This window comes from Haloactinomyces albus, from assembly GCF_031458135.1.
In the GTDB taxonomy this organism is placed as follows: Bacteria; Actinomycetota; Actinomycetes; order Mycobacteriales; family Pseudonocardiaceae; genus Haloactinomyces; species Haloactinomyces albus.
Genome location: NZ_JAVDXW010000001.1, coordinates 3,031,609 through 3,057,287, shown reverse-complemented (window position 1 = coordinate 3,057,287; position 25,679 = coordinate 3,031,609). Strand labels below are relative to the sequence as shown.

Annotated in this window: 21 protein-coding genes and 1 tRNA gene; 10 read left to right on the top strand and 12 right to left on the bottom strand. The window is 66.0% G+C overall.

All coding sequences use genetic code 11. The annotated features are described in order from the left end of the window. Positions 1-37: 37 nt before the first annotated feature. Positions 38-475, top strand: coding sequence for a DUF4307 domain-containing protein (locus tag JOF55_RS14440; protein ID WP_310274481.1), 438 nt, complete (start codon positions 38-40; stop codon positions 473-475). A gap of 177 nt (positions 476-652) precedes the next feature. Beyond that, complete coding sequence (gene greA / locus JOF55_RS14435) at positions 653-1,141, top strand: transcription elongation factor GreA (RefSeq protein WP_310274479.1); 489 nt, start codon at positions 653-655, stop codon at positions 1,139-1,141. Positions 1,142-1,252: 111 nt separating this feature from the next. Here the strand turns inward: greA and JOF55_RS14430 are convergent, their stop codons facing one another. After that, complete coding sequence (locus JOF55_RS14430) at positions 1,253-1,831, bottom strand: Lrp/AsnC family transcriptional regulator (protein WP_310274477.1); 579 nt, start codon at positions 1,829-1,831, stop codon at positions 1,253-1,255. Between the two features lie 280 nt (positions 1,832-2,111). Between JOF55_RS14430 and hppD the strand changes: the two genes are divergently transcribed. Further along, on the top strand, positions 2,112-3,257 hold the full coding sequence (gene hppD, locus JOF55_RS14425; protein ID WP_374727500.1) for a 4-hydroxyphenylpyruvate dioxygenase: 1,146 nt from the start codon (positions 2,112-2,114) through the stop codon (positions 3,255-3,257). Positions 3,258-3,403: 146 nt separating this feature from the next. Here hppD and ilvA read toward each other — a convergent pair whose 3' ends face one another. Continuing rightward, complete coding sequence (ilvA, locus tag JOF55_RS14420; RefSeq protein WP_310274473.1) at positions 3,404-4,615, bottom strand: threonine ammonia-lyase; 1,212 nt, start codon at positions 4,613-4,615, stop codon at positions 3,404-3,406. 6 nt (positions 4,616-4,621) lie between these two features. Between ilvA and JOF55_RS14415 the strand changes: the two genes are divergently transcribed. Beyond that, positions 4,622-5,083: a hypothetical protein gene (locus tag JOF55_RS14415; RefSeq protein ID WP_310274471.1), complete on the top strand. Its 462-nt coding sequence runs from the start codon at positions 4,622-4,624 to the stop codon at positions 5,081-5,083. 102 nt (positions 5,084-5,185) lie between these two features. On the opposite strand, the gene JOF55_RS14410 is transcribed toward JOF55_RS14415, so the two are convergent. Then, on the bottom strand, positions 5,186-6,325 hold the full coding sequence (locus JOF55_RS14410; RefSeq protein WP_310274469.1) for a cystathionine gamma-synthase: 1,140 nt from the start codon (positions 6,323-6,325) through the stop codon (positions 5,186-5,188). Positions 6,326-6,693: 368 nt separating this feature from the next. On the opposite strand from JOF55_RS14410, the gene tnpB reads away from it, so the two are divergent. Beyond that, positions 6,694-8,046 (top strand): IS607 family element RNA-guided endonuclease TnpB, encoded by a 1,353-nt coding sequence (gene tnpB, locus JOF55_RS14405; protein ID WP_310274467.1) that lies wholly within the window; start codon positions 6,694-6,696, stop codon positions 8,044-8,046. On the opposite strand, the gene JOF55_RS14400 is transcribed toward tnpB, so the two are convergent. The 3 genes from JOF55_RS14400 to JOF55_RS14390 all read right to left on the bottom strand — a co-directional run bounded on the left by JOF55_RS14400 (position 8,032) and on the right by JOF55_RS14390 (position 11,773). Beyond that, positions 8,032-8,679, bottom strand: a complete 648-nt coding sequence (locus JOF55_RS14400; RefSeq protein WP_310274466.1) for a hypothetical protein — start codon at positions 8,677-8,679, stop codon at positions 8,032-8,034. The genes tnpB and JOF55_RS14400 overlap by 15 nt on opposite strands. Before the next feature lie 139 nt (positions 8,680-8,818). Further along, entirely contained in the window at positions 8,819-10,309 is a 1,491-nt protein-coding gene (locus JOF55_RS14395; RefSeq protein ID WP_310274464.1) for a hypothetical protein, read from the bottom strand. A 96-nt stretch (positions 10,310-10,405) separates the two neighbouring features. Then, on the bottom strand, positions 10,406-11,773 hold the full coding sequence (locus JOF55_RS14390) for a cystathionine beta-synthase (RefSeq protein WP_310274462.1): 1,368 nt from the start codon (positions 11,771-11,773) through the stop codon (positions 10,406-10,408). Positions 11,774-12,031: 258 nt separating this feature from the next. Here JOF55_RS14390 and JOF55_RS14385 point away from each other — a divergent pair, with 258 nt between their 5' ends. Both JOF55_RS14385 and JOF55_RS14380 read left to right on the top strand, forming a co-directional pair. Beyond that, entirely contained in the window at positions 12,032-12,964 is a 933-nt protein-coding gene (locus tag JOF55_RS14385) for an SGNH/GDSL hydrolase family protein (RefSeq protein ID WP_310274460.1), read from the top strand. Between the two features lie 190 nt (positions 12,965-13,154). Beyond that, a complete protein-coding gene (locus JOF55_RS14380; protein WP_310274458.1) occupies positions 13,155-14,375 on the top strand; it encodes an acetyl-CoA C-acetyltransferase in 1,221 nt (406 codons plus the stop codon). Between the two features lie 161 nt (positions 14,376-14,536). On the opposite strand, the gene JOF55_RS14375 is transcribed toward JOF55_RS14380, so the two are convergent. Both JOF55_RS14375 and yidC read right to left on the bottom strand, forming a co-directional pair. After that, on the bottom strand, positions 14,537-15,343 hold the full coding sequence (locus JOF55_RS14375; RefSeq protein WP_310274456.1) for a Bax inhibitor-1/YccA family protein: 807 nt from the start codon (positions 15,341-15,343) through the stop codon (positions 14,537-14,539). 209 nt (positions 15,344-15,552) lie between these two features. Further along, on the bottom strand, positions 15,553-16,677 hold the full coding sequence (gene yidC / locus JOF55_RS14370) for a membrane protein insertase YidC (RefSeq protein WP_374727282.1): 1,125 nt from the start codon (positions 16,675-16,677) through the stop codon (positions 15,553-15,555). 593 nt (positions 16,678-17,270) lie between these two features. On the opposite strand from yidC, the gene JOF55_RS14365 reads away from it, so the two are divergent. Beyond that, positions 17,271-17,699, top strand: coding sequence for an STAS domain-containing protein (locus JOF55_RS14365; RefSeq protein WP_310274453.1), 429 nt, complete (start codon positions 17,271-17,273; stop codon positions 17,697-17,699). 131 nt (positions 17,700-17,830) lie between these two features. Here the strand turns inward: JOF55_RS14365 and JOF55_RS14360 are convergent. From JOF55_RS14360 to JOF55_RS14350, 3 genes are all read right to left on the bottom strand, one after another. Further along, a tRNA-Leu gene (locus JOF55_RS14360) sits at positions 17,831-17,904 on the bottom strand. Positions 17,905-18,116: 212 nt separating this feature from the next. Further along, a complete protein-coding gene (locus JOF55_RS14355; RefSeq protein ID WP_310274451.1) occupies positions 18,117-19,439 on the bottom strand; it encodes an NAD(P)/FAD-dependent oxidoreductase in 1,323 nt (440 codons plus the stop codon). 338 nt (positions 19,440-19,777) lie between these two features. Continuing rightward, positions 19,778-20,548: a uracil-DNA glycosylase gene (locus JOF55_RS14350; RefSeq protein WP_310274449.1), complete on the bottom strand. Its 771-nt coding sequence runs from the start codon at positions 20,546-20,548 to the stop codon at positions 19,778-19,780. Positions 20,549-20,626: 78 nt separating this feature from the next. On the opposite strand from JOF55_RS14350, the gene JOF55_RS14345 reads away from it, so the two are divergent. Further along, positions 20,627-22,105, top strand: a complete 1,479-nt coding sequence (locus JOF55_RS14345; RefSeq protein ID WP_310274446.1) for a S10 family peptidase — start codon at positions 20,627-20,629, stop codon at positions 22,103-22,105. A gap of 88 nt (positions 22,106-22,193) precedes the next feature. On the opposite strand, the gene JOF55_RS14340 is transcribed toward JOF55_RS14345, so the two are convergent. Then, positions 22,194-24,191 (bottom strand): N-acetylmuramoyl-L-alanine amidase, encoded by a 1,998-nt coding sequence (locus JOF55_RS14340; protein WP_310274445.1) that lies wholly within the window; start codon positions 24,189-24,191, stop codon positions 22,194-22,196. 367 nt (positions 24,192-24,558) lie between these two features. On the opposite strand from JOF55_RS14340, the gene JOF55_RS14335 reads away from it, so the two are divergent. Next, positions 24,559-25,389, top strand: a complete 831-nt coding sequence (locus tag JOF55_RS14335) for a DUF3800 domain-containing protein (protein ID WP_310274443.1) — start codon at positions 24,559-24,561, stop codon at positions 25,387-25,389. The last annotated feature ends 290 nt before the right edge of the window (positions 25,390-25,679 follow it).

The following is a 25,679-nucleotide window of genomic DNA, read 5'->3' as shown; positions in this document are numbered from 1 at the left end:
ACAGACTCACACGGCAGGACCGAAAGGCCGAAGACGCGTGACAGCTCGGCAGCTACCGGAAGGACGGTACGGTTCGCGCTCTCGGAGAGGCCCGAACCGCTGGGTACGGTGGTCCCTGTTCGCCGTCGCGCTCGTTGTGTCGACGGGTGCGTCGATCATCGGCTACAACAACCTGGGCAACCCGCCGATCGATGCCAATCGGCTCACCTATCGGGCTCTCGACGACAACTCGCTGCGGATCACTCTCGAAGTGCGCCGGGACTCCCCGAGCCGCCCCGCCGTGTGTGTCGTGCGTGCCAAGTCGCTGGACGGCACCGAAACCGGCCGTAAGGAAATCCTGGTCCCGCCCTCCGAGGGCACGGCCCATCCGGTCACGGTCGTGACCACCTCCGCACCACCCGTGTCCGGGAGCGTCCACGGCTGTTCATACAACGTTCCGGAATATCTGTCCACCACAACACGTCCAAGTGGGTGAAGAACCCGGCATAACCTCCACTACTGGGAAAATTCACTCCCGACGGGCACGTACTCGTGCTACCGTCGGAACCAGCACGGTCCCGCACGGGCCGTGTTTTTCCATTCCGTGTCCGCTGGGGCTCGGGAGGTTTCGGCCCGCGGAGCGCGGAGCCGCCGTCGACGAGGAGTGGTGACCGTGAGCGAAATGCAGGCGACCTGGCTGACCCAGGATGCTTACGACCGGCTCAAAACTGAGTTGGATGAGCTCGTGGCCGACCGCCCGGTGATCGCCCAAAAGATCAACGAGGCGCGTGAGGAAGGCGACCTCAAGGAAAACGGCGGTTACCATGCGGCGCGCGAGGAGCAGGGACAAATGGAGTCCCGCATCCGCCAGCTGCAGGAGCTCCTGCGTACGGCCAAGGTCGGCGACGTGCCCACGGAATCGGGCATTGCGCGCCCCGGCTCGGTACTGACCGTGCGCTACGACGGCGAGGACGAGGACGAACAGTTCCTGCTGGCCAACCGGGAGGAAGGCGCGCACGGAGAGCTGGAGGTGTACTCACCGAGCTCGCCGCTGGGACAGGCGCTGCTGGATGCCAAGGAGGGCGAGACCCGGGAGTACGACCTGCCCAACGGGGGCACGATGCAGGTGACTCTCGTCAAGGCAGAGCCCTTCGCGGGCTGACACGAGCGCCGTACTCACGAACGCAGTACCTCGGCCGGGCTCGGACGTTCTCGAGCCCGGCCGAAGTACGTTCGGGACGATCCCCGTGCGGCGATCCTCTGCTCGGCCGCGTCATTCGTCCCCCGACGAATTCGAGGCAGACGGACTCGGGGCAGACGGACTCGGAGCGTGCGAATCCGGAACGGACGGGTCCGCGGCTGCTGAGCCCGACGAGGCCAGGCGTTCCAGCAGCGGGCGCACCCGGGGCGGCACGGGCGTGGACAGTGCTATCGACGTCGAGGTTCTTCGTACTTCGGGCACGGCGACCACCGTGTCGATCACCCGCTGCAGGTCCGCGTTCGACTGCGCCACCATGCGCACGAAGAGGTCCCCCTGCCCCGTGGTCGCGTGCACCTCGCACACCTCGTCGATCGCCGCGAGCCGCTCGGAGACCGTGGCGCGCTGTCCCTGGGAAATCTCCAGCACGGCGAAGGCCGTCAACCCGTACCCCATCGCCTCCAGGTCCAGGTCGGGGGGAAACCCCCGCAGGACACCGCGTCGGGTCATGCGGTCCATGCGCGCCTGCACCGTGCCACGCGCCACGCCGAGCCGCCGCGAGCACTCCAGCACGCCCAACCTCGGTTCGTCGGACAGCAACAGCAGCAACCGGGCGTCCAGTGCGTCCGGCGACTCCTCTCCCGTACCTGTCACGGCACATCACCTCTCTCCGTCGTGGACGTACGGGAAACAACCGGATGGGGTGGGGCCGAGGCAAGGAAGGAATCGGGAATATACAGGATGTGCAGTACAACACATCCACCCGATCAGATATTGAGCAGATTGTACAGCGTTTTGCCCTCCTGTTGCGCAGGATGTGCGCCCGCTGCACGCTGACGCGCACAGACGTTCCACAACACAGGAGGGCACCGTGACCGACATCGCCCAGCACGGCAACCGGACCGGGGAGATCGACGACGTCACCTTCGACCAGATGCAGCAGCTCGTCGGCTTGGTCGACCACGACTCCTCTCAGGACCCGTTCCCGGTGAAAGCAATGGACGCCGTGGTGTTCATCGTCGGCAACGCCACTCAGAGCGCGCTGTTCTACCAGGTCGCCTTCGGGATGGAACTGGTGGCCTACTCCGGGCCCGAACACGGCAATCGCGACCACCGCGCCTATGTGCTCAGGTCCGGATCGGCCCGGTTCGTGCTCACCGGAGCCGTCGATCCCACCAGTCCCCTTGCCGACCACCACCGCAGGCACGGTGACGGTGTGGTCGATCTGTCGCTGGAGGTCGCCGACGTCGACCAGTGCATCGAGCACGCCCGGGCGCAGGGCGCCACCGTGCTCGAAGAGCCCCATGACGTTTCCGACGAGCACGGCACGGTGCGCCGGGGCGCCATCGCCACCTACGGCGAAACCAAGCACACGCTGATCGACCGCTCCGGATATTCCGGGCCGTACCTGCCCGGCTACGTCACCCGGCACGGCGGCTACCGGAAACCGGCCGAGGCACCGAAACGCCTGTTCCAGGCCGTCGACCACTGCGTCGGCAACGTCGCCATGGGCGAGATGGACCAGTGGGTGGCGTTCTACAACCGCGTCATGGGTTTCGTGAACATGGCCGAGTTCGTCGGTGATGACATCATGACCGACTACTCCGCCCTGATGAGCAAGGTGGTCGCCAATGGCAACCACCGGGTGAAGTTCCCGCTCAACGAGCCCGCACTGGGCAAGAAGAAGTCGCAGATCGACGAGTTCCTCGAGTTCTACGGCGACTCGGGTTGCCAGCACATCGCGCTGGCCACCAACGACATCCTGAGCACCGTGAACCACATGCGGGCGGCCGGTGTCGAGTTCCTGCAGACTCCGGACTCCTACTACGACGACCCGGAGCTGCGGGCCCGCATCGGCGAGGTGCGGCTGCCGATCGAGACGCTCAAGGAGAACGGCATCCTCGTCGACCGCGACGAGGACGGGTATCTGCTCCAGATCTTCACCAAACCCATCGGTGACCGCCCCACGGTGTTCTTCGAGCTCATCGAGCGCCACGGTTCCCTCGGCTTCGGCATCGGCAACTTCAAGGCGCTGTTCGAGGCCATCGAGCGGGAGCAGGAACTCCGCGGCAACCTCTGATGCGCAGGTGGGCGGAGATTCGAGGGAGGGGCCGTACCGGCTCCTCCCCGTCCCCGACCTCGACGCAGTGGGGTTGACGTTTTCCCAGAACCGCTCCCTCCCCCAGGCACAGCGGCACACGGTTTCGCGGTCGGATCCCGGTCGGCTCAGCGTTTGGCGACGACGGTGAACCCCGTGGCTTCGAGCTGCGCGACGACATGCTCGCGGTGCTCGGGGCCACGGGTTTCCAGACTGATCTCGACGTCGACCTCCCCGAGCCCCAGGGCACCGGAAATCCGCGAATGCTCGATGTCGACGACGTTGGCCGCCAACCGACCGAGCTCGGCCAGGAGCGCGGCCAACGCTCCGGGTTGGTCCGGCAGCCGCACCCGCAGCGACAGGTAACGGCCGGCCGAGGTCATGCCGTGCCGGATCACCTGCAGCAGCAGCAACGGGTCGATATTGCCTCCGGACAGCACCGCGGCACTCGGTCCGACGAGCCGTTCCGGGTGTTCGAGCAGACCGGCGACAGCAGCACCGCCTGCCGGTTCGACCATGAGCTTGGCGCGTTCCAGGCACAGCAGCAGGGCTTGGGACAACGCTTCCTCGCTCACGGTGACCACGTCATCGACGAGTTCGGAGACGTGCGCGTACGTCACCGGGCCGGGCTCGGCGACGGCGATTCCGTCGGCCATCGTCTGCGTGCCGGTGAGCCGGACAGGTCGACCGGCAGCCAGCGAACCCGGCCACGCGGCGGCTTGCTCGGCCTGTACCGCGATCACCCGGACCTCGGGCCGCTGCGCCTTGACCGCCGCCGCGATCCCACCGACCAGGCCACCACCCCCTGCCGCCACCACGATCGTGCGCACCTCGGGCAGCTGTTCCAGAATCTCCATCCCGACAGTGGCCTGACCGGCGATGATGTCCTCGTGATCGAAGGGATGGATGAACTCCGCGCCGGTGCGCTCGGCATGTTCCCGTGCCGCGCCGAGCGTCTCCTCCAGAACCGCACCACGCAGCCGGACCTCGGCGCCGTATGACTGCGTGGCGGCCACTTTGGGCAGCGGCGCCTGCTCGGGCATGAACACGGTCGAGCGAGTCCCGAGGAGTGAAGCCGCCAAGGCGACACCCTGCGCATGGTTGCCCGCACTGGCAGCGACCACACCGGCCTCGCGCTGTTCGGCACTCAGCCCCAGCAACCGCACATAAGCGCCACGCAGCTTGAACGAACCGGTGCGCTGGAGATTCTCGCACTTCAGGTATATCTCGCTGCCGCACTGCTCACCGAGCCCCCGGGAATGCTCCAACGGTGTCCGGCGCACGATCCCGGCCAACTGCTCACCGGCCGAGCGGATGCGTTGCAGGGTGACCAGAGACATGGCCCCATGCTCCCACGCGCCACGGCCCGGGCCGGTGCTCCCGCCGCCGAGCCGTGTCTTTCGCGGCAACGTAAGAACCAGCCCACGAGCAGGATGTTGGGTACCCTCAACACCGACGTCATCGGCCGGTTACCCGGTGTCCTGCTGCACCGGGTGTCCCCGTGGCGCCGCGTCACGGCACCCTTGCTTCCGGGAGGACCCATGGCACGGCTGACCCCTGCCTCGGGAACGATTCCGCTGGTCACCGGCATCGCCACAGCAACCGTGCTGTCCGGGGCCGCCGTGCTCACCGTGGTCCACGCAGGATGTGACGAGCCCGGTAGCTATCGGATGCAGCACGGTGCCGTCGAACTCGTCGGCGGTTGCATTTCCCCGGAGGACATTCCGGTCGCCCCGAAACCGCCCGCTGAGCCCACTCCGCGTCCCCTGGGCGAGGCGAGCTCCACCGTCACCTTGCTGCGTCCCTGAGGGATGGTCACCTCAGGGCGTGCACCGGCTGGCTCGGTGGGGTGCTGAGCTGCTCGGGGACCGGCCGAGCGGATCACCCGAGCATGCCCGGCACTGTGCAGGTCACTCCAGAGCGGAGAGGAGGTCGGTGACCAGATCCTCCGACTCCTCGATACCGACCGATACCCGAATCAGCTCGGCGGGGACCTGCAGCAACGAACCGGCAGTGCTCGCATGCGTCATCCGGCCGGGATGTTCGATCAGCGACTCCACACCACCGAGCGACTCGGCCAGCGTGAACAGACGCGTGCGCGCACAAGCATCGAGGGCGGCCTGCTCACCGTCGACGTGCGTGAACGAGACCATGCCGCCGAAGTGACGCATCTGCTTGGCAGCGACCTGGTGACCAGGATGGTCCTCCAGCCCCGGATAGAAGACCCTCGCCACCTTCGGGTGGTCGCGGAGTGCGGCCACCAGGTTCTCGGCATTACGGCTGTGCCGCTCCATGCGCACCGCCAGGGTCTTCAAGCCGCGCAGGGTCAGCCAGGCGTCGAACGGTCCGGGAACAGCGCCCGCGGTGTTCTGCAGGAACGCGACCTGGTCCGCGATCTCGTCGTCCGAGGTGATCACGGCACCCCCGACCACATCGGAATGCCCGCCGAGATACTTCGTCGTCGAGTGCACGACGATGCTCGCGCCGAACTCCAGTGGCTGCTGCAGATGCGGTGAGGCGAACGTGTTGTCCACGACCAGCCGAGTGGTGGTGTCGTGGGCGAGCTGGGCCAGCGCCGGAAGATCGGCGATGTTGAGCAGTGGATTGGTCGGCGTCTCGGTCCAGATCACCTTGGTGTTCGGGCGGATCGCAGCCCGCACCGCATCCACGTCGGTCACCGGTGCCGGGGTGTAGTCGATCCCCCAGCCGGTCAGCACCTTGTCGATGAGCCGGAAGGTGCCGCCGTAGGCGTCGTCCGGAATGATGAGATGGTCACCGGGACGCAGCGTCGCCCGCAGAACCGCATCGGTGGCCGACATGCCGGAGGCAAAAGCCCGCCCGTACTTGCCGCCTTCCAGGGACGCCAGGCATTCCTCCAATGCCGAGCGCGTGGGATTGCCGGTGCGGGAGTACTCGTAACCCTGACGCTGGTTACCGACACCGTCCTGAGCATACGTGGACGTCGCGTGGATCGGCGTGATGACGGATCCGGTGGTGGGGTCTGGTTCCTGACCCGCATGGATTGCGCGGGTGGCGAAGCCGTCGGTCATACACCGCAGCCTACGGTCTCGGCTGCCGCGCGCTCCTTTCGGCTGCCGGAGTGGTGCCCGACCGGGTCGGCCACCCTCAGTACCGGTGGGGCACTCCCGGCTGCGGCGGGTAGCCCTGCTGGGGATACGGGGGTTGCTGGGGGTTGGGGGCTGTTGGTGGTGGTGTGTCGGGGTGGGGTGTTCTGTGTTGCTCTGTGCGTGGTGGCGCTGTTGGTTGTCGAACTGGTGTTTCACTCGCTGGGGTGATGACACCGGCCAGTGGGCATGGGCATGGTGTGACCGGTCGCGTGTGCGTTCCCGCCGGGCAGCACCAGGAGGAGGGTTCTGCCGGCGTTTCGGGTCGGGTGGTGCAGGCGTATCGGTTCGCGTTGGATCCCACGCCGCCGCAGCAGCAGGCGTTGGCGTCGCATTGTGGGGCGCAGCGGTTCGCGTTCAACTGGGCACTGGACCTGATTCGGGCGAATCTGGCCCAGCGGGAGGCCGAACGCTCTTATGCACTCTCGGACGAGCAGTTGACTCCGGCGGTGCCGTGGTCGGCCTATGGGGTGCGCAAGCTGTGGAATCAGGTCAAGGACACGGTCGCGCCGTGGTGGGCCGAGAACTCCAAGGAAGCCTACTCGTCGGGCCTGGCGAACCTGGCAACCGCGCTGGCCAATTGGCACGCCTGCCGGGCGGGCAACCGCCGGGGCAAGCCGGTGGGGTTTCCCCGGTTCGCCGCCAAGCGGGGCCGGGCCTCCTGCCGGTTCACCACGGGCTCCTTCGGGTTGGCCGAGGCCGACCGCAGGCACGTGACACTGCCCCGCATCGGCACCGTGCGCATGAGTCGACGCGCAAATTGGCTCGCCACGTCGAGCGAGGCCACGCCCGGATCCGCTCGGCGCCCATCTCGTACCAGCAGGGCCGGTGGTGGGTCTCGTTCTCCGTGGAGATCCAGCGCCAGGACCCAGCCCCGACCCAGCCCGAGACGGTGGTCGGGGTGGACCTGGGGGGTGACAAACCTGGCAATGCTGTCCACGGGAGAGGTCATCGCCCCTCCGAAACACCTGGCCGTGGCGCTGCGGGAGTTGCGGCGGCTGCAGCGCCGAGCGGCCCGGCAACACGGCCCCGACCGGCGCACCAGGCAGCAACCCTCGGCCCGGTGGCGAAAAACCCGGGCCAAGATCGCGAAGCTGCATGCGCGCCTCGCGAACCTGCGCCGCGAAGCCCTGCACCAGCTCACCACCCGGCTGGCGAACACCTTCGGCACGATCGTGCTCGAAGACCTGCACGTGGCGGGCATGTTGGCCAACCACCACCTGGCCCGCGCCATCAGCGATGCCGGCCTGGCCGAATTCCGCCGCCAGATCGAATACAAGACCACCTGGCGCGGCTCCACACTGGTCCTCGCCGACCGGTGGTATCCCTCCAACAAGACCTGCTCGGACTGTGGCGCGGTGAAAGCCACATTGCGCCTGTCCGAGCGGATGTTTCACTGCCAGGCCTGCGGTTTACATATCGACCGCGATCTCAACGCCGCCCGCAACCTCGCCCGCCTCGCGGACGAAACAGTGGCACCGTCCACGGAGAGTCGCGCCGGGACGCAAAACACGCCCGCTGGAAACCCACACCCGCCCACCCCCGAGGCGGGCACCGGGTACCGCCACGGGAAGACCCCAGCCACAGCCGGGGCCAACGCTGCGCCGCAAGGCAACAGCTCAGGAACACTTTTACACAATTCCTGAACGGTACGGCTGCTGCGGAAAGTGCCACGGGTCCATCGGGGCATACGGCTGCTGGGAGTGCACGGTCGCTGCCTGCCGGGCAGCGCGAAGGGACTTCGCCGCGGCGAGATAGCGGCCCGTGGTCGGCAACGCGGCGAGCACGACCCCCGCGATCGAGAACACCAGCACCGGTGTCCCGAACAGGAAAGGTGTCGGCGGGGCCGAGGAAACATCCAGCGCAGTCGCGACCAGAAAAGCCGAAGCGATCACCGACAGCGCGAGCCCCACGATCAGCACCCAGCGACCGAATTTCCTCCGTACGAAAAGTCCGATGGACCCGATGAGCGGCGGCACCCCGAGAGCGACGGCGAATCCGGACACGACCAGGACGCCTTCCACCTCGATGTCGTCGGAGCCGACAGTCACGAGCACGGCCACGATCAGCGTGATCCACGCGAGCCCGAGCAGCGCGCCGAGAACGGCGGCGACGATGGTGGTGATCCCACTCGGCAGCGGTCCGGTGGGCGGCGGCCACCCCTGCTGAGGCGGCTGCGGAGCACCATCAGGCGGGCCATACGCGACCGGCTGCGGAATCTGCTGGTAAGGCTGCTGCGGCGGAAGCTGCTGATGGCCATACGGCTGCTGCGGGTGCACGGTGGAGAACCTGCCTCGTCGCTGTGGTCTTGTGCGCGAACGTGGTCGTGTGTGCCGGTACGGCAAGCATCGAACGCCACGTGGCCCCCGACCGGAAGGTCGAGGGCCACATGGCGGGGTCAGTCGATGATCGCAGCGGTTACCACTGGGGCGGCTGCTGCTGACCCGGCTGCTGCGGTTGGCCGTACGGTTGCGGTTGGCCGTACGGTTGCGGTTGGCCGTACGGCTGCGGCTGACCCGGCTGGGGCTGACCCGGCTGGGGCTGGCCGAAACCACCGGTCTGGCCGGGCTGGGGCTGGCCGTAAGGCTGCTGCGGCTGGGCGAAACCGCCCGTCTGCGGACCACCGAACTGCGACTGGTCGAGCTGCTGCGGCTGACCGTACGGCTGCTGCTGGCCGAACTGGGGCTGGCCGTAAGGCTGCTGCGGCTGGGCGAAACCACCGGTCTGCGGACCACCGAACTGCGGCTGTCCGTAGGCACCCGCGGCGGCAGCGGCCACACCTCCGGACACATAGGTCCGAGTCTGCGGCAGCATCGCGAGTACACCCGTTGCCACGGCGAGCAGCAGCGTGATGAGGCCGAGCACACTGAAATACGCGATCAGGCTGATGATTCCCGCCACGGCGAAGACCCCCGAAGCAGCGGCGACGAGGATCGGCCCCTGGTTCTTACGCCCATTGATCAGAAGGCCACCGGCGATCAGCGCGAGGGCGACGAGGATCTGGATGATGTATATCGTCACGATCAACCCGAGCGGGGGCAATGCGGGATCGGGAGCCTCGATCCCGTACTGCTCCGCCATACCGCCGAACTGATCCTGGAGCTGCTTGAGATCGTTGTAAGCACCGATGACAATGAACAGGTTGATGATCTGAAGCAGAGCGCTCAGAGCGCCGAGGCCGATCGCTGTCCAGGCCGCGGCCATCGCGACGGACTTGTTGTTGTCGCTGCTCTGCCCGCCGTAGCCGTACATGCCCGGCTGACCATACCCGGGTTGGCCGTAGCCGGCCTGGGGCTGCGGGGCACCGAAGCCACCGGGCTGCTGGCCGGGCTGGCCAGGGTGGCCGGGTTGACCGGGTTGCTGCGCCGGAAAGCCCCCGCTCGGCGTGCCGGGAGCTGCGCCCATCGGCGGCTGCCCCGGCGGCTGCCCCGGCTGGCCGGGCATCCCGGCCTGCTGAGGCGGCTGGCCGGGATACGCGCCGGGCTGCTGCTGGCCGGCCAGGCCGGGCTGCTCGTACATCGGCTGCGGAGGCTGCATCGACGGCGGCACGACCTGCGTCGAGCCGCCCCCGTCCTGAGGCGACGGATCGGCAGGCTGCTGCGGGGGTTGTACAGGACGCACGACCTGCGTCGAACCGTCACCGTCCGGAGTCGACTGATCAGCCGCCTGCTCCTGCGGAGGCTGGGCAGGACGCACGACCTGCGTCGAGTCCGCACTGGACGCCTCCGCGTCCTGCTGTGTTCCGCCCTGCTGCGGTTCCTGCTCCTGGGAATCCATCCGCGAAGAGATCATCTGAGTGGAGCCGGCGGCGGACTCACTGGCATTGGCGGGATCGCCACCCGGCTGCTCACCGGATCCCTGCTGCTGCTGTTCCTGCTGCCCGCCATCCGGCGGCTGCGGAGAGCTCATCGGGTTTCCTGACCCCCTTGGGCATAAACCTGGCGTGTGCGTCGCGCACACGTTATCCGATCGTGCGACAGCGTAGTGTCCGCATACGACAACGCTTCATCGACCGGCGATGAAGGCGAGTACATCCTGCCGTGTGACCACACCGGCAGGCTTGCCGTCGATGAGCACCATCGCACCGTCCGCATTGGTCAGAGCCGCCATCGCGGCGCTGATCTCCTCCCCGGCCCCGATGGTGGGCAGGGGCGGAGACATGTGCGTTTCCACCCGGTCGGCGAGGTTGGCTCGCCCGGCGAACAGCGCGTCCAGGAGATCGCGTTCGTTGATGGCGCCGGCCACCTCCGCGGCCATGACCGGGGGTTCCGCATTGACCACCGGCATCTGGGAGACGCTGAACTCGCGCATGATCGCCACGGCTTCGGCGACGGTCTCATTCGGATGCACGTGCACCAGTTCCGGGATGGTGCCGTCCTTACGGCGCAGCACGTCACCGACCGAACCACCGGTGTGGTCGGGCGAGAGGAATCCGTAGGAGGCCATCCAGGAGTCGTTGAACACCTTGGTCAGGTACCCGCGGCCACCATCCGGCAGGAGCACCACGACGACGTCGTCCGGGTCGGCGCGTTCCGCGACGCGCAGGGCCGCTGCCACGGCCATCCCGCACGAGCCACCCACCAACAGGGCCTCCTCCCGGGCGAGGTCCCGGGTCATGGTGAAGGAATCCGCATCGGTGACCGCCACGATCTCATCGCAGATTTCGCGGTCATAGGTGTTCGGCCAGAAGTCCTCGCCGACCCCCTCCACCAGGTACGGCCTGCCCTTGCCTCCCGAGTACACCGAGCCTTCCGGATCGGCTCCGATGATGCGCACCCGCCCCTCGGAAACCTCCTTGAGGTAGCGCCCGACACCCGAGATGGTGCCGCCGGTGCCGATTCCCGCGACGAAGTGGGTGATGCGGCCCTGGGTCTGCTTCCAGATCTCCGGGCCGGTGGAGTGGTAGTGCGACTCGGGGTTGGACGCGTTATTGTACTGGTTCGGCTTCCAGTAACCGTCCTGCTCGGCGAGCCGATCGGAAACGCTGTAGTAGGACTCGGGGTGCTCGGGCGGTACCGCTGTCGGGCAGACGACGACTTCGGCACCATAGGCTTCCAGCACGTTGCGCTTGTCCTCGCTGACCTTGTCGGGACAGACGAACACGCAACGGTATCCCTTGCGCTGGGCCACCATCGCCAGTCCGACACCGGTGTTTCCGGAGGTCGGTTCCACGATCGTGCCCCCGGGGCGCAACTCACCGGAGGCCTCGGCGGCTTCCACCATCCGCAGCGCGATGCGATCCTTCACGCTACCGCCCGGATTGAGGTATTCGACCTTGGCCAGCACCGGCGTCGCCGCCCCTGCGTTCAGGGTGTTCAGTTTCACCAGCGGGGTATCACCGACCAGGTCAACCACGTGCTCGACGTACTCCACCGCGCAAGTCCTCTCGCTTGTCTGAGCCTGTGCCGGAAAGCCTAATCCTCCGCCACGCGTCGACCCCAGACACCTGGTCCGGTGACACACGACCGGGGAATGAATGTGCGCTGCCGTAATACCTCCCGAGGCACGTACCCATGAAGACGAAGCCGAGGCTGCTGCAAACGGGTAAAAAGTCGAGCGAAGCGGCGGAGGACGGCGCAGGCTGTGCAGCAACGGGCGCGAGTATCGCGGACCATCGCACAGGAGGAGACGATGATCGGGCCGAAGATGTTCCGGCTCGCCGCCTTTGCAGCAGGCACGGTGGGCGGATTGTCCGGTGCTGCCTACGGATTGCTCAACGAGCAATCCCGGCGGGCACGGCGAATCATCGGCCCGCCGAGGTCGGGGCCGCTACGGGCGGACCGCGTGCACTACCCGGAAAGCCATCATGTCTCCGAGCCCGGTGGCCCTCCTCCGCACACCGACGTGGCGCCGTTGGAGTTCGTGGTGCTCGGCGACTCCTCGGCTGCCGGCCTCGGCGTCGACCTTCCGGATCAACTACCGGGTGTGCTGATCGCACGGGGACTGGCCGAGGAACTCGAACGGCCGGTCTCGCTGACCACACATGCGGTCGTGGGCACCACGACCCGGGAACTGGGGCTTCAGGTGGACACCGTGCTCGACGAACCACCTCGACTGGTCCTGATCCTCGTCGGTGCCAACGACGTGACCTCCCGAGTGCCGATCCGGACGAGCGCCCGTCTGCTCGGCGCGGCCGTGGAGCGATTGACCGCCGAGGGCGTTGCCGTCGTCGCGGGCACCTGCCCGGACCTCGGGGCGATCCGACCGATTCCGCAACCACTGCGCGCTGTCGTCCGCTCGGTCAGTCTCGCTCTCGGCAAGGCTCAGCGCCGGGCCGTCGAGCAGGCAGGTGGACATGCGGTGCCGTTGGCCGACCTGCTGTCGCCGGAGTTCCTCACGCGCCCCACCGAGCTCTTCAGTCACGACCGTTTCCATCCCTCGGCGGCCGGATACGAGGCAGCGGCGACCATGCTGCTGCCCACGCTGTGCCACGCGATCGGGGAATGGGCGGGCGCACCGGTGCCGACCGCTCCCACGCGATCCTCGGCCGCCGAGGCACGACGGCCCACGCGCAGGCTCATCGCCCTGCTGAATCGACACCTGCGTCGTCGTGCGGATTCCTGACCTCGCGTACCGACTGGTCGGTTACCATCAAGTAGGGTGACTGCGGTCACCACGCAGTGGCTGTGGTCGCGCCTACAGTGAGCACATCCGATCGCGTGACGGAATCTGCCCAGCGAGACAGGTCTCCCGCGACAGCCCGTCGGCAAGTAGGAATGTTTTCGACAGCCGGAGAATCGAAGGAGTTCCCGCCATGACCGAAGCAGTCATCGTCGCCACCGCCCGGTCACCCATCGGCCGGGCAGGCAAGGGGTCACTGGTCGACAGCAGGCCGGACGACCTCACCGCCCGAATCGTGCGGGCGGCACTGGACAAGGTGCCCGAACTCGATCCGCAGGAGATCGATGATCTGATGCTGGGCTGCGGTCTCCCCGGCGGAGAACAGGGCTTCAACATGGCCCGCGTGGTCTCCGTGCTGCTCGGCTACGACCACCTGCCCGGCACCACCATCACCCGCTACTGCTCGTCGAGCCTGCAGACCACCCGGATGGCCATGCACGCGATCAAGGCCGGTGAAGGTGACGTGTTCATCAGCGCCGGTGTCGAACTGGTCTCCCGGTTCGCCAAGGGCAACTCCGACTCGCTGCCCGAAACCCAGAACCCGGCCTTCGACGAGGCGCAGGCCCGCACGAAGCGGGTGGCCGAGGAAGGCGCCGAGAACTGGACCGACCCGCGCGAGTTCGACAAGCTGCCCGATGTGTACCTGCCGATGGGCCAGACCGCGGAGAACCTGGCACGGACCAAGGGCATCAGCAGGGACGAGATGGACGAGTTCGGCGTACGGTCGCAGAACCTCGCGGAAAAGGCGATCGCCAACGGCTTCTGGTCGCGGGAGATCACCCCTGTCACCACTCCCTCGGGCACCATCGTCGACACCGACGACGGCCCCCGTGCGGGCGTGACCAAGGAGAGCGTGTCCGGGCTCAAGCCGGTGTTCCGCCCGGACGGCCGGGTCACGGCGGCCAATGCCTGCCCGCTCAACGATGGTGCTGCCGCCGTGGTCGTCATGAGCGACAGGAAAGCCAAGCAGCTCGGGTTGACTCCCCTGGCCCGCGTCGTGTCGACCGGGGTTTCGGCGCTCTCGCCGGAGATCATGGGGCTCGGCCCGGTGGAGGCCTCCAAGCAGGCACTGGGCAGGGCCGGGATGAGCGCGGGCGACATGGATCTGGTCGAGATCAACGAGGCCTTCGCCGCCCAGGTCATCCCCTCGTATCAGGAGCTCGGCATCCCGCTGGAGAGGCTCAACGTCAACGGCGGTGCGATCGCCGTCGGGCACCCGTTCGGCATGACCGGCGCACGCATCACCACGACGCTGATCAACTCGCTGCAGTTCCACGACAAGCAGTTCGGGCTGGAGACGATGTGCGTCGGCGGCGGACAGGGCATGGCCATGGTGCTCGAACGCCTCAGCTGATGAGGAGATTTTCGGCCCGGGTGGGTGGTCGCTGAACCGCCGACTCGAAAACCACCGCCTCGGTACAAAAAGGGGCGCCTGCCACCTCGTTCGGGTGGTAGGCGCCCCTTTTTGTGCGTCTCACCGGGTCGAAGCCGGTAGCGCGCGGGACAGGCCCCGGGCTACTCGCTCTGGAAGTACGACAGCAGCCGCAGGATCTCCAGGTACAGCCAGATCAGGGTGACCATCAGGCCGAAGGCGATGTACCAGGCGAACTTGGCGTCCACCCCACCCTTGATGGCCTTGTCGGCGGCGTCGAAGTCCAGCAGGAACGTGAACGCGGCGATACCGATGACCAGCAGGCTGAAGCCGATGGCAAGCGGGCCGCCCGAACGCAGGCCGAGTCCGCCCGCGACGAAGAAGCTCATCACGAGGTTGACCAGCATCAGCACGACGGCACCGGCCAGCGCGCCGATGATCCACTTGGTCAGCTTCGGCGTGACCCGGATCGCCCCGGTCTTGTAGACGACCAGCATCGCCGCGAAGACACCCATCGTGCCCGCGATCGCCTGCATGATGATGGCCGGATTGTTCGTGACGAAGTTGGCGAACAGGTAGCTGATCCCGCCGAGGAACACGCCCTCGACCGCCGAATAGGCGATGACCAGCGCCGGGCTCACCTTCTTCTTGAAGATGACGACCATCGCGAGGACGAAACCGATCAGCGCGGCAGGCAGTGCCAGCCCCATCGCGGCCGCGCCGCCCACGAGGTAGGTCGCGGCACCGGTACCGATGGTGATCGCCAGCGTGGTCGCGGTTTTGGTGACGACATCGTCGATCGTCATCGGCCGCCCGGTCTGCTGCGCAGTCGGCGGCTGGCCGAGCCCGGTGCCGTAACCGGCGGCCTGGCTCTGGCCTGCGTTGAAGTTCGCGTACCCACCACCACTACTCGGCAGGTTCTTGAACGCGGGGTTGCTCGAAGTGCGCAACTCTTCCTCCTGGGCGTACTCGCGCCGTCACCGGTTACAACGACCGGACAGGCCGATCGGTTCCCATCTCACGTAAAACTGATTTTACCCCAGCTTCCGGTGCGGCCCCTCCCCTCGGAAAACTACCCGGTAGCAACATTCTCGCGAGTAACGATCATATTGCTGTGCCGCTTCCACCGGCGATTGGCGACCCGGTCGCGGCCATTGCGTCAACGTCGCTTCTTCTGGCTCTTCTTGGCCGCAGTCTGCTGCTTGCCCGGCCGGTTCTTCTGCTGCGGCTTCTTACCCGAGGTTCCGCCCGGCTTGCTCTTCGGGCTCCCGTTGGGCTTGCCGTTGGTTCCGCCACCGTCCTGACCACCGGATTTCTGACCACCGGAACGCTGCCCACCGCCGGCTTTGCCGTTGGACGAGGAAGAACCGGCCACCTCCGTGGCACCCTTCTCCTCGACCTGCGTGGTCTCGTCGCCGTCCTCGCCGGCAGCCTTGTCGCCCGCGAGCTGTCCCGACTTCTGACCGGGCTTCTGACCGGGCTTCGGGCGAGGTGCCTCCTTCTTCGCCGCGAGCTCGCGCTCCTTCTCCCGCTGCTCCTCGCGGTCGACCTTGTTGGTCAGGAAGTGCTGCTGGCCCAGCGTCCACAGGTTGTTGGCCATGAAGTACAGCACCACGGCCATGGGCAGGAACCAGGGCGAGATCAGCGTGCCGATCGGCGCCAGGTACATCATGACCTTGCCGAGCATGGCGCTCTGCGGATTGGCCATCGCGGCATCGGTCTGCCGCTTCACGTTCATGCGCATCGTGAAGTACGTCGCGGCCGAGGCGATGATCATCAGCGGGATGCCGACGATGAGCATGTCCATGCGAGTGGTGCCGAAGTCCTCCAGCACCGCCTCGGACTGAGTGATCCAGTTCGACAGCTTCGCACCGAAGATGTCGGCGTTGATGAACGACTCGACACCACTCCTGTCGAAGACGTAGTTGCTCTGCGCGGTCGGCTTGAAGCCGCGCAGCACGTAGAACAGGCTCAGGAAGACCGGGATCTGCAGCAGCGCGGGCAGGCAACCGCCGACCGGGTTGACCCCGTGCTCGGACTGCAGCCGCTGCATCTCCTGCGCCATCTTCTGGCGGTCGTTCTTGTACTTCTCCCGCAACTTCTGGATCTGCGGGGCGAACTTCTGCATCTTGCGCCCGGCCCGGATCTGACTGATCGCGGGCTTGAGCAGCACCAGGCGCAGGGTGAACACCAGGAAGAAGACCGACAGCGCCCAGGCGAAGCCGTTGTCGGGACCGAGCACCGCGCCGAAAACCTTGTGCCAGAACCACAGGATGGCCGACACCGGGTAAAGGATAAAGCCGAAAAAGTCGGACACTCAACCACTCCTGGTCATCACCCGGTAACCGTTCCCGGGTCGTACCTGCACAGCCGTCCCAGTCCTGCGGGCGCGGCAGCCCTACCAGGGTGCCACGAGGTGATTGGCCACCGAGCACGGGTCGCTTCCGCGCACGGGCCGACCGGACACCGGCCACGGCGACGCGCACGGCGACAACCGAGCGGCGACAACCGAGCGGTCACATCCGCACAGCCACAATCGGGCAGCCGCCCCTCGACGAACGAGGGCAGGCGAACGGCACGTCGACACGGCGAGACAGGACTGAAACGATACCGACGGTGGCAACAATACCGACATCGGTACCGGGCCGACGTCGATACCGGACCCTCTCGCCTCTCCCAGTGTACGCACCCGCAGTTTCACGGTGGCCGTTACGCGGAAACAATCGAGACACGCCGTATGCACGTGCCACACCGTCTGTTGCTGATTTGTGATCGGCTCCTACGGTGGAGAGTGGGTTGAGCACACAGCCATCGAGTTCAGTCGTCGAGTCCGCCTCGGACTGCACGGCTACAACGAAGCCAGATGGGAGTCATCCGATGCCGACGGCACCGCTTGCCCACCTGTCCACCGTCGAGCATGTGCGCGAACACACCACCGCGGAGACGAGACGGCTGTCGTGCCGCGTCCAGGAGGATGCCAGCCGCGTACTTCTGCATCTGCGTGGTGAGCTCGACCTGCTCGGTGCGCCGAAGCTTGCCCGCGTACTGCAGGAGTGCCTGGCCGCCACGGACGGCAAAGCCGTTGTCTGCGACCTTTCCGGCCTGGACTTCCTCGCCACCTCGGGGCTGCAGGTCTTCTTCGAGGCCGATGAGCACGCGCGGGCACAGCAACGGGAGCTGGTCCTGCTCACCGCCGGTTCCGCCACCGAAGTGCTGCGTCTGCTCGAGGTCACCGACACCCACAGTGCGCTGACCTGCCGCAACGAACTCGCCGAGGTCGGCACCCCGGTCCTCGCGACCACATAGCAGGTCCGCGTACCGCGTTCCCGTCCGAGCAGGGCCGACATAGCGGGCAACCGAGACCCAAAAGGGCACGAAAACGGCGGCCACCGAGCAAGGTGGCCGCCGTTTTCCCTGGTCACACAGTGTTTGGTCGGTGCCCCCGGTGAGACTCGAACTCACACTACGACGATTTTAAGTCGTCTGCCTCTGCCGATTGGGCTACGGGGGCGCTGGGCTTATCAGCCCGTGGAACCCGAGTCCGCGGGGAGAGGAGCCGGTCACCCGGCACACCCGGAGCGACTCCGCCGGTTCCCCTCGGACGTATCGATCCTGCCTGTGGTTCCACCCCGGCCGAAACCTCCAAGCGGAGCAATCAACACTCCGCGCGGCGAGGAGCACCGGCCGAGTCCGAGCGTGCGGCGATGCCCCCCACCCGGCAACTCAGCTTGAGGCAGCACGCTCGAAGTCGGCCTTCGGGTCCTGGATCTGGCCCATCGACACGACCTCACGGCGGAACAGGAACGCCAGTGTCCAATCGATCAGCACCCGAGCCTTGCGATTGAAGGTCGGCATCTTGCTCACGTGGTAGGTACGGTGCATGAACCAGGCCACGAAGCCCTTGGCCTTGAACCCGTAGACATCGGCCACACCCTTGTAGAGGCCGAGCCCGGCCACCGATCCCGCGTTGGCATGCCGGTACTCGTGGGTCTTCTTCCCGTGCAGGCTGGCGATGATGTTCTTCGCGAGCTGGTGGGCCTGGCGCACCGCGTGCTGCGCGGAGGGGGCGCAGGTCGCGTTCGGGTCCTGCTCGGTCTTGGACAGATCGGGAACAGCCGAGCAGTCACCCGCCGCCCACACATTCGGCACGCCCTCGACCTGCAGGTGCGAGGTGGCCTTGACCCGACCGCGATCGTCCAACGGCAGGTCGGTGTTCTTCAGCACCGGGTTGGCCTTCACACCCGCGTTCCACACGAGGGTGTCGGTGTCGAACTCGGTGCCGTCCGAGAGCACGGCGTGGCCGTTCTCGATCGACTTCAGGAAGGTGTTCAGGTAGACCTTGATGCCCCGCTCTTCGAGTGCCTTGACGGTGTAGACACCCATTTTCTCGCTGACCTCGGGCATGATCCGCCCGGCTGCCTCGATGAGGGTGAAGTGGATGTCATCGGGCGAGATGTTGTCGTAGTAGCGGGTGGCGTAGCGAGCCATGTCCTCCAGTTCGGCGAGCGCCTCGGTACCCGCGTACCCGCCGCCGACGAAAGTGAAGTTGAGCAGCCGCTCGCGCAGTTCGGGATCGGACGTGTTCGAGGCGGCGTCCATCTTCGCCAGTACATGGTTGCGCAGGTAGATCGCCTCGCCCACGGTCTTGAGGCCGATACCCTGCTCGGCCAGGCCGGGAATCGGCAGCAACCGCGAGACCGAACCGAGCGCGACGACGAGCACGTCGTAACCGAGAGTTTCCACGGTTCCCTCGGAACCCTCGACGGTGACGACCTGATCCTGCTGGTCGACTGCGGTGACACGAGCGGTCAGCACATGGCATCGCTTCAAGACCCGGCGCAACGGCGCTACCACGTGGCGGGGCTCGACATTGCCCGCTGCCGCTTCCGGTAGGAAGGGCTGGTAGGTCATGTGCGGCTGAGGGTCGACGACCGTCACCGAAGCCTCACGGCGGCCCAGCTTGGATTGCAACTGTAACGCGGTGTACATACCGACGTAGCCGCCGCCGATGATGAGAATCCGGGTGGGATCGGATTTATCAGCCATGCCTCTATGGTCACACCGGCCATTCACAGGTTTCGCTCAGGTCCCCCCAACTGTGATACCCATCGCCGGTGTCCTTGGTCACATTCCTTTTTGTGTTCGGGCAAAAACTCCGAGTAATCCCGGGTCTTTCCGCTCGGTTTCGGGAGAGCAGCGGCCTTGCGCGCATCCATTCCCATTCGGGTTCTTCCCGCAAAGGGAACTCCCGCCCCGATTTTCTTCTTGATCGGGACGGGTCCAGACTACCGAATTTCGCGGCGCGCCGGAGCACGCGCCGCATTCGATCCCGAGTAAGCGGGCACGATCACCGGGGCACCGGGACGATCCCGCCCGCATCGCCTTCACCCGAGCTCGGCCAGATCCTTCGCCCGTGTGAGCACGTTCCGCAACATCTCCGGCGTGAGCCTGCCGGTGAAGGTGTTCTGCTGACTGACGTGGTAGCAACCGAGCAGATGCAGGTCGGCACCACCGTCGGCGGCGGGCAGTTGCGCATGCACGTCGTGTCCGAACTTCGGACGTGGCCGGGGAACCCGCCACGCCGAGGCATTCAGCACCGGCAACAGTGCCTGCCACCCGTATCCACCGAGAACCACGACGACCCGCAGGGTCGGTCGCAGCAGTTCGAGTTCACGAGCGAGCCAGGGGCGGCACGTGTCACGTTCGCTCGGAGTGGGCTTGTTCACCGGAGGTGCGCAGCGCACGGGGGCGGTGATCCGCGTGGAAAACAGCTCGAGACCATCGCCGATGCGGTGCGAATCCGGCTGCGAGGCCAACCCCACGTCGTACAGCGCCCGATAGAGCACGGTCCCCGAACGGTCCCCGGTGAACATCCGACCGGTGCGGTTCGCACCATGGGCTGCCGGAGCCAGGCCCACCACGGCGATGGACGCGTCCGAAGGGCCGAACCCCGGAACGGGTCTGCCCCAGTACTGCTCCTCGCGGAACGCGGCGCGCTTGTCCCTGGCCACCTTTTCACGCCAGGCGACCAGACGCGGACAGGCGGTGCAGTGCGCCACCCGCTCATCGAGTTCGTCGATGCTGCCTGCGGCGGCCGCGGTCCGCGCGGGATCGGCGAGCGGCTCGGCGACCAGCTCGGAAATTCCTTCCGTCACGATTCCACCCTGGCAGACTCGGGGTCGGCTCCACCAAGTCACCAGCCTCCTGTTCCCGGAGAAAGTAAGGTGCGGGATATGGCAGCCAGTGAGGAACAAGGCAAAACCGGCGATCCCGAGCAGGGGCAGACCACGACCCCGGCCGAACCGGCCGACGATCTGGTCAGCACGCACCACACGATCACCGCGAAGGACACCGAGCTGTCCTACACCGCGACCACGGGGCGTGTCGTGCTTCGGGAGGAGGACCACACCAACGGCAAGTTCGACGGCCACGTGGCCAAGGCCGAGGTCTTCATGACCTCCTATGTGGTCGACACCGCCGAACCCGGCAGCCGCCCGGTCACGTTCGCGTTCAACGGTGGCCCCGGCGCTTCGAGTACCTGGCTGCATCTCGGTCTGCTCGGGCCACGCCGGGTGCTCTCCGGAGACGCGGGCCAGCTCGCGCCACCGCCCTACGGGCTGACCGACAATCCCGAAACACTGCTGGCACACAGCGACCTGGTGTTCATCGACCCCATCTCCACCGGCTACTCACGCGCGGTCAAGGGCGGCGACCCCACCGACTTCCACGGCTACCAGCGCGACATCGAATCCGTCGGTGAACTGATCCGACTGTGGACGACGCGCAACAACCGCTGGATGTCACCGAAGTATCTCGCCGGGGAGTCCTACGGCACGCTGCGCGCAGCCGCGCTCGCCGAGCACGTGCAGACCCGCTACGGGATGTATCTCAACGGCCTGCTCCTGATCTCGGCGGTCCTGGACATGGGTACGATCCGGTTCACCGAAGGCAACGACCTGCCCTACTCGCTGTTCCTGCCGACCTATGCCGCGATCGCCCACCACCACGGCAAACACGGGGAACGCCCGCTGCGAGAAGTCCTCGACGAGGCCGAGGAGTTCGCCGCGCGCGACTATCCGTGGGCGCTCGCGCGGGGGGCACGGCTCTCGGACGAGGAACGCGCGGACATGGTGCGCCGGACGGCGGCACTGACCGGACTGTCCGAGGACTATGTGGACCGGGTGGACCTGCGCATCGAGCACATCCGATTCTTCACCGAACTGCTGCGCGACCGGCGTCTGACCGTGGGCCGGATGGACGGGCGGTTCACCGGCTGGGAACCGGACGCGGGGGGTGAGCGGTTCACCGACGACCCGAGTGTCTCCGGCATCATCGGCGCCTACTCGGCGGCGATCAACCACTATCTGCGTGCGGAGCTGAACTACGTCAACGACCTGCCGTACGAGGTGATCACCAGTCGGGTGCATCCGTGGTCGTACAAGGAGTTCGAAGGCAGTGCGGTGGCCGTGACCGACAAGCTGGCCGCCGCGATGCGCGCCAACCCGTACCTGCAGGTGCACGTGGGCTGCGGGCACACCGACGGAGCCACACCGTACTTCGCCGCCGAGCACACGCTGGCGCGGTTGACGATCCCACAGGAGCTGCGCGAGAACATCGATGTCCGCTACTACCCGGCGGGGCACATGATGTACGTGCACGAGCCTTCGCGCATCAAGCAGTCCGCCGACCTCGCCGAGTTCCTCGCGCGGTAGGCGATCGGGAAACCGGCCACTGTCCGCGACTGCGGGGCGCGCCCACGGATCGACCTCGATCGACGTCAGGACCGCCCCGCAGGTGCGCTCAGGTACTGGAGGTGTCGGCGGTACTGGAGGAACCGGCCTGCCCACCGGCGAGGCGCTGGGCGATGCGATCGATGATGGCCTCGGCCTGGCCGGCGTTGTCCTGCCCGAGTGCGTCGGTGACCGCAGCTTCGATGGTCGGCAGCAGCTCCTCCGACAAGCGCGGTACGAGCGCTGCCGCAATGTCCTCGGCGGTAATACCGTTCTGAGCGGCCACCGCCCGCGCCAAGGCTGCGACCTGGTCCCGCATCGGCGTGATCTGCTGCCGGATCACGCGGTCCTGATTCGCCCCGAGCACCGTCTCGGCCCATTCCCCGCGGTCCAGCCAGTGGTTGTGGATCATGTGTTTCCACACGGCCTCGGCGACCTCGTCGGCTGATGGCATGCCGTCCTCCTTGCGGATGGTTTCGGGATGGGCGAGATAATCGGCAACCTGTGCGCGGAAATCGTCCATGTCGATGCCTGCGGGATCAGTTTTGCGGTTCGGCGCCCATTCCTTATGACCGCAGTTGTGCACCACGATGCCATCGGCCAAGAATGATTCGTCCTCGGCGACAGTGATGTTGTGGACCTTGTCTTCACCACTGGGCTCGACCGAACGGACCCGCCCGAATCGGTATCCGGCGTATTCGAAGTACTGCTGACGATGCGACTGATACCGGGTGAGCCTGAGACGCCAACGTGACTGCTGATTCACGGCCCTGCCCTGGATCTCTCCCGCTTGGCGGTGTTCGTGGTACAGCGCCGAAGACCACCCCAAGCTCTGCGCCAGCAGTTTGACTCCCACAGCGAGCCTCTTGCTCACGCTGCTTGCCTCATTGCGACCGCTGTTCATCCAGTAGCCGTCGCCCGACAAATAGCCGTCGAGGAAGGCCTCGCGGTACTTCGGGTGAGCTCCCAGCAACCAGGCAGGCACGGTCTTGGCGCTTGCGCGACGCCCGAAGTGCTCATGGAACCACCTTTCCAAAGCCGTCGAACCAATCGCGGTTCGTGTCGCCGTGCTCCCTTGCGAGGTACGGCAACGGAGGCCGGCGGCCCGGCAATGTTCCTCGATTTCCGTTGCCTCACCCGGGCCTCCATAGAGTGCGATTCTCCCGCCACTGGCACTCCCGTCCGCCGCCCAGCGACCAAGGACCCAAAAAAGTTCTTGGTTTATCTCAACCGCTCTCTCCCCGGGATTGCTCCTGATCGGCGGTATCGATTCTTCGTCACCGAACTCGGTGGGTGTTGCCCAGTGACGCCCGACCATGCTTCCTGCAGCAACCCACTCCGTTCCATGTACACGACGATAGTTGCCTCCTGGCCGACCTTCGATACGCCCACGATCAACCACAGCACTCAAGAACGGATGTTCCGCTGTCGTCACCAGCCCCGGGTGTCCCTGTCCTTTCACAGTGACGGTCTCAGCCACACGACTATGGACAGCCGTTACAGGACGCCAACGTTCCTTGTGGGTCCATACTTCATCACCGACTTGAACGTACGAAATCGGCTTCAGGCCATCACGACAAAGGATCAGCACATCTTCAGGAAAGCAGACCGCCGAAGCACCGATGCCGAGGAACTGGCAGATACGGGCTGCCAAGCGCGGGTAGACGTCGAGCTGCTGCGGGGTCCAGTCACCGTCACCGGAGTCCTCGGCCTCGATGCCCAGTGCCGTGGAGTTACCGCTGAAACCGGCCCAACCGCCGGCCCCCGCGTGGTAGGCCAGCCCGGCCGCGATGACATAGATGGTGCCGTCATAGCCGATCCCGAAGTGCGACAGGGGCCCGTCGAGTCCGGGGCGGCCATACGTGACAACGTTGAGGCTGGGGTAATTGCTGGAGGTCTGTTCCGGCTCGGGTCCTGCGGTGTGGTGGCAGACCACCACGCCGACGTGACTGCCGAGCGAACCGTTCCCACGAGTGCTCCACCCGCTGACCTCGATGACGGGGTACCCCGTCTCACGGGCGAGGGTGGCCAGGTTGGAGCCGGGCCGGTTGAACCATTGCCCGGCCATCAATCCACCTCGCGGTACTCGGTGGTCAGTCGGTCCAGTTCGGACTGCTCGGTCGGTGACGCACCGCGCAGCGATTCGCGTGGGGCGTCGATGTACTCCGGTTCCTGCTCGGTCATGAGCGTCGTCCTCCGTCAGGAGCACCATTCCGGCGTCGAGTGCGGTATGCCCTGGCACAGGAATGGTGGCAGCCGACAAGACGGCCACACATCCGCTTGTTGAGTGATTGTTGCAGAGAGTGAACGGTCCGTTCGTTCACCAAGAGGGGACGAACAGGCCGTCCACCCCGAACCTCGCCACCGTAACGCGCACACAGCGTAAGCTATGATCATCTTTCGGTGACCCGTTGAGCGAGCCGGAAGGATTCAGTGTGGAGCTGTCGACTTTCGAGGGCGATGTCTGGCCTCCGGTGCCGCAAACTCCCTCGTGGGCCGGGAAGTTACCCAAACTTGAAGTCTACGTCGACGAAACCGGCGATCGTGGCTTTAGTAAGATGTCATCTCCGTTCTTCGCCATGACCGCTCTCATCATCCCGCACGAGCGAGTATCGCACGCTCGAGCAGTTGCTGGGGGACTACGCCACGTCGTGGGAACATCACGGCCATTGCACTGGACCGAGCACTTCAGAGCCAAGCGTTCCGACCGCCGTGACCTTGCTGCCAATATGCTCGCCGATATCGTAGATGTGAAGGTCATCCACGTCATCGCACACAAAGACACCATCAAGTTTGAAGCTGCCTTACGCAGTGATGCACCGAAGTTCTACAACTACACGACGCGGCTCTTGCTGGAACGAGTTACCTGGACAGCTCGTGACTGGTCGGGAGGTTCTCGGCTAGCCATCATGCGACTCGGCTCGGTCAAGCACATGGACCATGAAGCAACAGTCGACTACCTCAACCTGGCTCGAGCACGGCTATCACCGTTGACTGTTCCTTGGGAGTATATAGCTTGGCCACCCAAGTGGTATGACACATCCTCCTACGATGGCATCCAACTTGCCGACATCCATGCTGGCATGCTCAACGTCGCACTGAGCGGTACTCCGGATGATCACGAGTGCGCCAACCTGCTGGTTAAATGTGGCCACCAGCTTCGTCGGCACAATGGCACCTTACTTGGCAGGGGGATCAAGGTGATCGGCGAAGACGACTACATCACGGATCGATGCTGGTGGCAGGCCCTGTGCCAGGCTTGCTGACACAGACGGAGCCCCCAAGTGGGCTCGAGGAGCCACAACCGTCGCACAGACGGAGGGATCCGGTTTCCCGGTTCCGGCTTATCCTCGCAACCCCTTGGGGGCTCCGGCTCGCTGTCTGGATTGTGTCAACTTGTCTTGGGTTGTCTCACCCTTCGACACTGACAGTCCCATTATGACTCACTGCGCCAAAGAGTCAAATAATCCGTTCGGGTGAGGCCTCCAGTTCGTGAGCAGGGCCGTGCAAACTGCGTGCCTTGTGCCTGGTGAGAGGGTTGACGCTTTCGGGAAAA